Annotated in this window: 8 protein-coding genes; 7 read left to right on the forward strand and 1 reads right to left on the reverse strand. The window is 72.2% G+C overall.

Translation table 11 applies throughout. The annotated features are described in order from the left end of the window. Genes ACYVP9_RS14530 through ACYVP9_RS14560 form a run of 7 tightly spaced genes read left to right on the forward strand, consistent with a single transcriptional unit; the run spans window position 1 to window position 6,912 of the window. The gene (locus ACYVP9_RS14530; protein ID WP_460605617.1) at window positions 1–1,071 is read left to right on the forward strand and encodes an ABC transporter permease; all 1,071 of its coding nucleotides are present in this window, start codon (window positions 1–3) and stop codon (window positions 1,069–1,071) included. Then, window positions 1,068–1,952, forward strand: coding sequence for an ABC transporter permease (locus ACYVP9_RS14535; RefSeq protein WP_460605618.1), 885 nt, complete (start codon window positions 1,068–1,070; stop codon window positions 1,950–1,952). The genes ACYVP9_RS14530 and ACYVP9_RS14535 overlap by 4 nt, the downstream gene beginning before the upstream one ends. Beyond that, entirely contained in the window at window positions 1,952–2,929 is a 978-nt protein-coding gene (locus ACYVP9_RS14540) for an ABC transporter ATP-binding protein (RefSeq protein ID WP_460605619.1), read from the forward strand. Before ACYVP9_RS14535 ends, ACYVP9_RS14540 begins: the two co-directional genes overlap by 1 nt. Next, the gene (locus ACYVP9_RS14545; RefSeq protein WP_460605620.1) at window positions 2,926–3,945 is read left to right on the forward strand and encodes an ABC transporter ATP-binding protein; all 1,020 of its coding nucleotides are present in this window, start codon (window positions 2,926–2,928) and stop codon (window positions 3,943–3,945) included. Before ACYVP9_RS14540 ends, ACYVP9_RS14545 begins: the two co-directional genes overlap by 4 nt. Beyond that, window positions 3,923–4,750 (forward strand): M55 family metallopeptidase, encoded by an 828-nt coding sequence (locus ACYVP9_RS14550; protein ID WP_460605622.1) that lies wholly within the window; start codon window positions 3,923–3,925, stop codon window positions 4,748–4,750. Before ACYVP9_RS14545 ends, ACYVP9_RS14550 begins: the two co-directional genes overlap by 23 nt. Then, window positions 4,747–5,706: a serine hydrolase domain-containing protein gene (locus ACYVP9_RS14555; RefSeq protein ID WP_460605623.1), complete on the forward strand. Its 960-nt coding sequence runs from the start codon at window positions 4,747–4,749 to the stop codon at window positions 5,704–5,706. The genes ACYVP9_RS14550 and ACYVP9_RS14555 overlap by 4 nt, the downstream gene beginning before the upstream one ends. Before the next feature lie 6 nt (window positions 5,707–5,712). Then, complete coding sequence (locus ACYVP9_RS14560; RefSeq protein WP_460605624.1) at window positions 5,713–6,912, forward strand: low temperature requirement protein A; 1,200 nt, start codon at window positions 5,713–5,715, stop codon at window positions 6,910–6,912. Here ACYVP9_RS14560 and dacB read toward each other — a convergent pair. Next, window positions 6,877–8,490 (reverse strand): D-alanyl-D-alanine carboxypeptidase/D-alanyl-D-alanine-endopeptidase, encoded by a 1,614-nt coding sequence (dacB, locus tag ACYVP9_RS14565; RefSeq protein ID WP_460605625.1) that lies wholly within the window; start codon window positions 8,488–8,490, stop codon window positions 6,877–6,879. The two genes, ACYVP9_RS14560 and dacB, sit on opposite strands and share 36 nt — an antisense overlap. Window positions 8,491–8,732 lie beyond the last annotated feature (242 nt).

The following is an 8,732-nucleotide window of genomic DNA, read 5'->3' on the forward strand; positions in this document are numbered from 1 at the left end:
GTGACCCTCAGCTCGCCCGAGACCGCGCTCGTCGCGGCCGAACACGAACCGGAGGCGCGCGAGACGCCGCCCACCGGCGCGGGCCGTGGACAGCTGCTGCGCTACCTCGGCGGCAAGGTGCTCGCCGCGGTGGTCAGCCTGTTCGTCGCGCTGAACATCGGGTTCCTGCTGTTCAACGTCATCTCCAAGGACCCGGCGGGCGCGATCACCCGCGGACGTCAGGTCAGCGCCGAGCAGAAGCGCGCGCTCGAGGACCAGATCGGCGCGAACCTGCCGCTGGGCGAGAAGTACGCGAACTACTGGGACAACCTGATCCACTTCCGGCTCGGGTACTCGTTCCAGTTCAACAGCCCGGTGTCGTCGCTGATCCTCGACCGGCTGGGCCCGACGCTGCTGCTGCTCGGCACGTCGACCGTGATCTCGGTGGCGCTCGGCCTGTGGCTCGGCGCCCGCGCGGGGTGGCGGCGCGGCAGCACCTTCGACCGCGTCGTCTCGGGCGCGTCGATCACGCTGTGGTCGGTGCCGACGTTCTGGCTCGGGCTCATCCTGCTCGTCGTGTTCGCCGTCGGGCTCGGCCCGCTGTCGGGCATCCTGCCGACCGGCGGCATGAACTCGCCGGTGGTGACCGGTGGGTGGATCGGCGAGGTGCTCGACACCGCCCAGCACCTCGTGCTGCCGGTGACGACCCTGGTTCTCGTCGTGTTCGCGCAGTACCTGACGATCATGCGGTCGTCGATCATCGACGAGCTCGGCAGCCCGTACCTGCTCACCGCGCGCGCGAAAGGCCTGCGCGACGACGTCGTGCGGCGCCGGCACGCGGTGCCCAACGCGCTGCTGCCGTCCGTCACCGTGATCTTCCTGCACCTCGGCGGCATCATCGGCGGCGCCATCACCGTCGAGACCGTGTTCTCGTGGCCCGGGTTGGGTTATCTGACCTACCAGGCGCTCAACGGCCCGGACGTGCAGTTGCTGCAGGGCTGCTTCCTGTTCTTCAGCGCCTCGGTCATCGCGATGAACCTCGTCGCCGACCTGCTCTACCGGTGGCTCGACCCGCGGGTGCGTGCGCAGTGACCGCCCTCGAGACCCCGGTGACGGTGCCGGGGCGGCAAGGTCGCCGTGGTGTGTTCGCGCAACTCGTCCGCATGCCCACGGGCGTCGCCGGGCTCACGGTGCTGGCGCTGACCGCGCTGGGCGCGCTGACCGCGCCCCTGTTCATCTCCGACGCCGACCTCGACGTCACGCAGGCGACCGGCCCGAGCCTGCAGGGACCGAGCGCCGACTACTGGCTCGGCACCGACCAGGCCGGGCGTTCCGTCGCCGAGCTGCTGATCTGGGGCTCGCGCTCGTCGCTGCTCGTGGGTCTGATCGCCACCGCCCTGACGATGGTGCTGGGCAGCGTGGTCGGCCTGCTGGCCGGGCACTACCAGGGACTTGTCGGCCGTATCCTCATGACCGTCACCGACTGGTTCATCGCCCTGCCCGCCCTGCCGTTGGCGATCTCGCTGGCGGCAGTTCTCGAACGAGGGCAGGTGTCGATCACGATCGCCATCGCGGTGACCTCGTGGACGAGTACCGCGCGGCTCGTGCGCGCGCAGACGCTCGCGGTCGAGGCCCGTCCGTTCGTCGAGCGCGCCAAGGTGCTCGGCGCCGGTGACCTGCAGATCGTCGCGCGGCACGTGTTCCCGAACGTCGCGCCGCTGATCCTGGTGTCGGCGACGCTCACCGTCGCGAGCGCGATCCTCGCCGAGACGACGCTGACGTTCCTGGGTCTCGGTGGCGACGGCGAGGTGTCGTGGGGCGGCATGCTGCACGACGCGTTCGGGCAGGGCGCCGTCAGCGGCGGCGCCTGGTGGTACGTGCTGCCGCCTGGCCTGGCGATCCTCGTCGTCGTGCTCGGGTTCACGCTCGTCGGCCGCGCGGTCGAGACCGTGCTCAACCCGAGGGGGCGCTGATGCTGCTGCGCGTGCGCGATCTCTCCGTCACCTACCGCACCGGTGCGACCGACGTTCCGGCCGTCCGCGGTGTGGACGTCGACCTCGATGCCGGGCAGACGCTCGGTGTCGCCGGCGAGTCCGGGTCGGGCAAGTCGACCTTGGCGCTGGCCCTGCTGCGCCTGCTGCCCGACTCGGCGAAGGTGACCGGCTCGGTCGAGTTCGACGGCACCGAGCTCACCACCGCACGCTGGGGCGAGCTGCGCGCGGTGCGCTGGGCGCAGGCGTCCGTCGTGTTCCAGGGCGCGATGAGCGCGCTCAACCCCGTCCGCACCATCGGCAGCCAGATCGCCGAACCCATCGAACTGCACGAGAAGATCCGCGGCGCCGCGGTGAGCCGCCGCGTCGCCGACCTGCTCGACAGCGTCGGCGTGCCCTCGCGGCGACGCGACGCGTACCCGCACGAGTTGTCCGGCGGGCAGCGGCAGCGCGTCATGATCGCGATGGCACTCGCGTGCCGTCCGAAGCTCGTCATCGCCGACGAACCCACCACCGCCCTGGACGTCATCGTGCAGGCGCAGGTGCTGTCCCTGCTCGCCGACCTGGTGCGCGACGCGGGCATCGGCATGATGATGATCAGCCACGACCTGACCGTGCTCGCCGAGACCTGCGAGCGCATGGCCGTCATGTACGCGGGCCAGGTCGTCGAGACCGGACCGTCGCACCAGCTGGTGTCCGCGCCGAAACACCCCTACACGCGTGCCCTGGCGGCGGCGTTCCCCCGCATCGGCGACCCCGCGTCGCGCCGGGCGCCCGCGGGCCTGCCCGGCGACCCGCCCGACCCGCGCGCACTCGGCACGGGGTGCCCGTTCGCGCCCCGCTGCCCGGAACGGTTCGACGCCTGCGACACCGAGCCGGTCGAACTGTGGGACGCCGGTCCCGACCACCGCTCGGCCTGCCTCAAGGTGCAGCCCGGACGGAAGCCGGTGACGGTGTGAGCACCCCGAGCAACGGCATCGACATCGACGACCTGTCCGTCGTGTACCCCGCCCGGCGCGGGCGTCCGCCGGCGAAGGCGGTCGACGGCGTCAACCTGACCGTCGGCGCGGGCGAGATCGTCGCGCTCATCGGCGAGTCCGGCTGCGGCAAGTCGACGCTCGCGCGCGCCATCGTCGGGCTCGTCGAGCCCACGCACGGGTCGATCGCGTGCGCCGGCGTGCCCCGTCCGTTCCGCGCGAAGGCGCTCAAGCAGTACCGGCGCAGCGTGCAGCTCGTCCTGCAGGACCCGGGTGGTGCGCTGAACCCGCGACAGAACGTGTACGACGCCGTGGCCGAGGGCCCGCGGCTGCACGGCCTCCGCGACGGGCTCGACGAGCTCGTGCACGAGTCGCTGTCGCGGGCCGGGCTGCGTCCGCCCGAGACGTTCGTCGACCGGTACCCCTACGAGCTGTCCGGCGGGCAGCAGCAGCGTGTCGTCATCGCGGGTGCGCTCGCGCTGAACCCGTCCGTCCTCGTGGCGGACGAGCCGGTCGCGTCGCTCGACGCGTCCGTGCGGGGCGAGATCCTCGCGCTGCTGCTGTCACTGCGCGACGAGCTCGGGCTCTCGGCGCTCGTGGTCAGCCACGACCTCGGTCTGGCGTGGAACATCGCCGACCGCGTCGCGGTGATGTACCTCGGGCGCATCGTCGAGGTCGGCACCGTCGAGGACGTCCTGCTGCGGCCGCAGCACCCGTACACGCAGGCGCTGCTGGCTGTCGTCCCCGACGCCACCCGCGAACAGCTTCCGCCGCTCATCCCCGGTGAGCCCCCGGACCCGACGGCGATCCCGTCCGGATGCCGCTTCCACCCCCGCTGCCCGCGGCGGCGCGACCTCGCCGCCGCGGGAACGGACGTGTCCGCGTGCGAGCGGGACGACCCCGCCGTGCTCGATGCGGACGCCGCCGGAGTGGCGTGCCACTTCGCGGGCACGACGCTGTCGAAGGAGGCCGCCGGTGCGGGTGCTCGTCTCGGCTGACATGGAGGGCGTCACCGGCGTGACGTGGCCCGACGACGTCGAACCGGGCAACCCGCGGTGGGAGTACCACCGGCAGTTCTTCACCGACGACGTCAACGCGGCCGTCCAGGGCTTCTTCGACGCGGGCGCGACCGAGGTGCTGGTCAACGAGGCGCACTCGACGCAGCGCAACCTGCTGCGCGACCGCCTCGACGCCCGGGCCGCGCTGCTCACCGGACGGCACAAGCCCTGGTCGATGATGGAGGGCATCGACCGCGGGTACGACGCCGTCGCGTTCGTCGGCTACCACGCCGGCGCGGGCCAGCAGGGCGTGCTCGCCCACACCTACCTGCCCGGGACGATCACCGGCGTCTGGCTCAACGGCGCGCCCTGCAGTGAGGGGTACATGAACGCCGCGCTCGCCGCCGAGTTCGGCGTGCCCGTCGTTCTCGTCACCGGCGACGACCGCGCCTGCGACGACGCCCGCACCTACGCGCCCGATGCCGCGCTCGTCGCGGTCAAGGAGTGCGTCGACCGCTACACCGCGATCTGCCACGCACCCGAGCGGACGTCCGCCTGGATCCGCGACGCGGCCGCCGGGGCGCTCGACCCGCTGCCCGCCGTGCCGTCCTCCTCGGGGCCGTGGCGCTACGAGGTGGAGTTCGACTCGACGAATCCCGTGGTGCTGTGCACGGGCATCCCCGACGTCGAGCAGGTCGACGTCCGCCGTGTGGCGTGGGAGCTGCCGACGATGAAGCAGGCGATCCGCTGCTTCCGGGCCGTCACCGCGCTCGCGTCGGGCAGCACCGAGCACACGTACGGGTGAACGTCACCGCGGCGGACGAGCTGCTGCACGAGGGGGTCGCGGCCGGGCTGTGGCCCGGGGTCGTCGCCGCGGTCGGAGTGGGTTCCGAAGTCCAACGGACCTGGGTGCTCGGGCAGGCCGACACCACCGTCGGACGCCCGTTCACCGCCGACACCGTGTTCGATCTCGCGTCGCTGACGAAGGTGCTCGTGACGACACCGCTGGCGCTGCGTCACCTCGCGCTCGACGCTGCCGTCCGCGAGTACCTGCCGGACGTCGATCCGCGGCTCACGGTCGAGTACCTGCTCACGCATACGTCGGGGTTGCCGGCGCACGTGCGGTTCACGGCGACGTCGTCGGACGAGCTCGTGCGCCAGGCCGCGGCCGTGCCGCTCGAGGCCGGGCCGGGCACGCGGGTCGCGTACTCCGACATCGGGTTCGTGCTGGTGGGCGGTGCCGTCGTCGCCGTCAGCGGCCGTCCGCTGGACGAGCTGGCGGACGGCCTGCCCGGCGGTGCCCGGTTCCGTCCGCCCGCTTCGTGGGCCGGGCGCATCGCCGCCACCGAGATCTACGACGGCGTTCCCACGCTGGGAGTCGTGCACGACGAGAACGCCCAGCTCGCCGGGGGAGTCGCCGGGCACGCCGGGCTGTTCGGGTCGCTCGCCGACGTGCTCGCCCTGCTCGCGCCGTGGCGGGACGGGACGTGGCCGTCGGACGCGTTCCGTGACCGCACGGCCGGTCTCGGCGGACATCGTGGGCTCGGCTGGACGTGCCGCGGCGACGGTCACGACATCCTGTCCGCCGGGTGGGGGGACGGCGCGGTCAGCCATACCGGCTTCACCGGCACCAGCGTCGCTCTCGACCCGGTCACGGGGCGCTGGGCTGTGCTGTTGACCAACCACGTGCACTTCGGCCGCGGCCGTCCGGAGGTGTTCGCCGCGCGGCGTCGCTGGCACGCCGTGCTGGTGGAAGACTGACCGACCATGACGTCAGCCCCGACGCCGAGCCGTGCCCGCCTGCTGCCGATGCGGCCCCGGGACCCGCACGAGCCCGGCCGGGTGGCGAGCTCGCTCGAGCTGTTCTTCGACCTGGTCTTCGTGGTGGCGGTGAGCATCGCCGCGGTCGAGCTGCACCACTACCTGACCGAGGACCACGTGCTCGACGGGCTCGGCAGGTTCGCCATCGTGTTCTTCGCGATCTGGTGGGCGTGGATGAACTTCACGTGGTTCGCCACCTCGTACGCGACGGACGACTGGCTGTACCGCGTGATGACCATCGTCCAGATGGGCGGTGTGCTCGTTCTCGCCGCGGGCATCCATCGGTTCTTCGACGACGGCAACCCCGTGATCATCGTGGCCGGGTACGTCGTCATGCGAGTCGCCATGGTGGGGCAGTGGCTGCGCGCGTCGCGCGGCGAGGACGCCGCCCTGCGCCGCACGTGCCGCACCTACGCCGTGGGTATCGCCGCCGTGCAGGTGCTGTGGTTGGCGGCCCTGGCGCTGCCGCACGACGTGCGGCCGGTGGCGATCGTCGTGCTGATCCTCGCCGAGATCGCGGTACCGGCGGTGGCCGAGCGTCGCGGCACGACGCCGTGGCATGCGCATCACATCACCGAGCGGTACGGGCTGTTCACGCTGATCCTGCTCGGTGAGAGCCTGCTGGCCTCGGCGAACGCGGTCATCGAGGCCGTCAACGAGGACGAGGCGCTCGCGCCGCTGATCGGCATCTCGGTCACCGCGCTCGTCGTGACGGCCGCGCTGTGGTGGATCTACTTCTGGCCGCCGCACCACGTGGCCATCGGCTCGTTGCGGCAATCGCTGCGCTACGGCTACGTGCACTACTTCGTCTTCGCGGCCGCGGCTGCGTTCTCGGCCGGCATCGAGGTCGAGATCGACGCCGCCACCGACCACACGGAACTCGGCGACGTCGCCGCGTCCTTCACCGTCACGGTGCCGGTCGCGGTGTTCGTGCTCGGCATCTGGTGGCTCGCGCTGCGCGGCAGCGCCGACTCCGTGGTCAACACCGTGGTGCCGGTCGGCGCCGTCCTCGTGCTGCTCGACCCGTTGCTGCCGGTGCCGGTGTTCCTCACTGCGATCGTGCTCGCCGTGGTCGTGGCGGTGCTGGTGATCCGTCCTCCGGTCGAGCGGTCAGCAGGTGCGGGTCCAGGAGCATTCGAGCACTGACGCGGGACCCGTGGCCGGACGGATCGTCACCCGCGTCGACGCGTCCGCGCCACCGTGCCGGGCCAGCGTCAGCGCCACGGCGTCCTCGAGCGGCTTCACGTCGCCGCCCACCATGTTGTTGCTGATCATCGAGAATGCGAGGTGGTGGCCGGCAGCGTCGGTGACGTAGCCGGACAGCGCGCTGACACCGGTCATCGATCCGGTCTTGGCGTGCAGGTTGTCCGCGGCAGGCGTGCCGCGCAGCCGGTTGCGCAGCGTCCCGCCGACGAGGCGGTCGGGGTTGCCGGCGATGGGGAGCGCCGAGTACCAGGTGCCGAACCACGGCTTCGAGCGTGCGGTGGCGAGCAGGGCTACGAGCTGCTGCGTGGTGGCGTAGTCGGCGCGCCCGAGACCTGATCCGTCCTCGAGCTGCAGCGTCGAGGTGTCGAGACCCAGCCGGTCCAGCTCGGCGACGACCGCGGCCGTGCCCGCGGCCCAGCTGCCGGTGCCCGAGACCTTCCGTCCGATCGCCTTGACGACCGTCTCGGCCATCATGTTGTTCGAGAGCTTGAGCCACGGCGTCAGCAACGCCGCCAGGGTGACCGATCGGTGGGTCGCGACGACCCGTGCGCCGGACGGAGTGGTGGCGTCGCGGACCGGACCTCCCACCCGCACGCCGTGCCGGGTCAGCGCCCGCGTGAAGACGTCCGCGGCGAGCCCGGTCGGACGCTCGACCGTCGGCTGGTCCTCGTAGGTCTCGCCGCCCGCGGGGATCGAGCCGGTGACGTCGAGGACGTTGCGGCCGTGCTCGCGGTCCATCGACACCGTCGGCGCCGAGCCCGCGGCGCCGGTCGTGGCGGTGTTGTGCACGCGCAGCCAGCGGTTCGCGGGTGTCATCGTGATCGTCGGCCGCGCACCGGCGCGGTGGGCGGGGCGGACGTCGACGAGCACGGTGCCCGCGTCGCCGTCGGTGTTCGGCGCGACCGTCAGTGCCGACGTCTGCGCGGAGTAGTAGTACGGCTCGTCGTCCCACGCCCAGAACGGCGCGAGCGGAACGTGGTCGAACGCCGTGTCGTCCGTGACGAGGCCGCGCACCGAGCGGATGCCGGCGCGCCGCACGCCCGCGGCGAGCCGGTCGTAATCGGCGGCCATCGTCGTGGGGTCGCCCGTGCCGCGCAGGTAGAGCACCCCCTTCGCCGTCCGCACATCCGTGGTGAACCGGTACGACGGACCGAGCAGGTCCAGGGCCGCTGCCGACGTCAGCAGCTTGGCGTTCGACGCAGGAAGCAGTCGCGTCGCGGCGTTCTGTTCGAACAGCGTGGTTCCGGTGTCGAGGTCACGCACGCTGAGAGCCGCCGACGCCCCGGACAGCCGCGCGTCGCCGAGGATCGTCGTCAACCGGTCGCGCAACGTCGGGTCCGCCGCCGACGGGGCCGCCTGGACACCCCCGCTCGCGACCAGGCCCGTCGTCACCGCGGTGGTCACGGCGACGGCGGCGATCGCGCCACGGATCGTGCGGCGTCCGGCGCGCGATGCGCGGGCGACGCGATCGACGCGGGCGACGCGGGCGACGCGGGCGGTGTGCGCTGTGCGAGCCATGAGCCCTCCCGGGGAGCGTCCTGTGCTCGCAGGCTAGGTGGTCCGGACCAATGCGGGCAAGGGGGAAGAACCGGACACGCTCCCGGGCGCCTGTCGCCCCCCGGCACCCCCTGTGTCGAAATCTGTAATACACGCAGATCTGCGTGTATTACAGATTTCGAAAGGGGGGTGCCTGACGAGGCGCACGGGGTCGGTCGCGGTCGGGTCGGTCGCGGTCGGGTCGGTCACCGACGAGCCGAGCG

The sequence above is a fragment of the Jatrophihabitans fulvus genome (assembly GCF_054781375.1).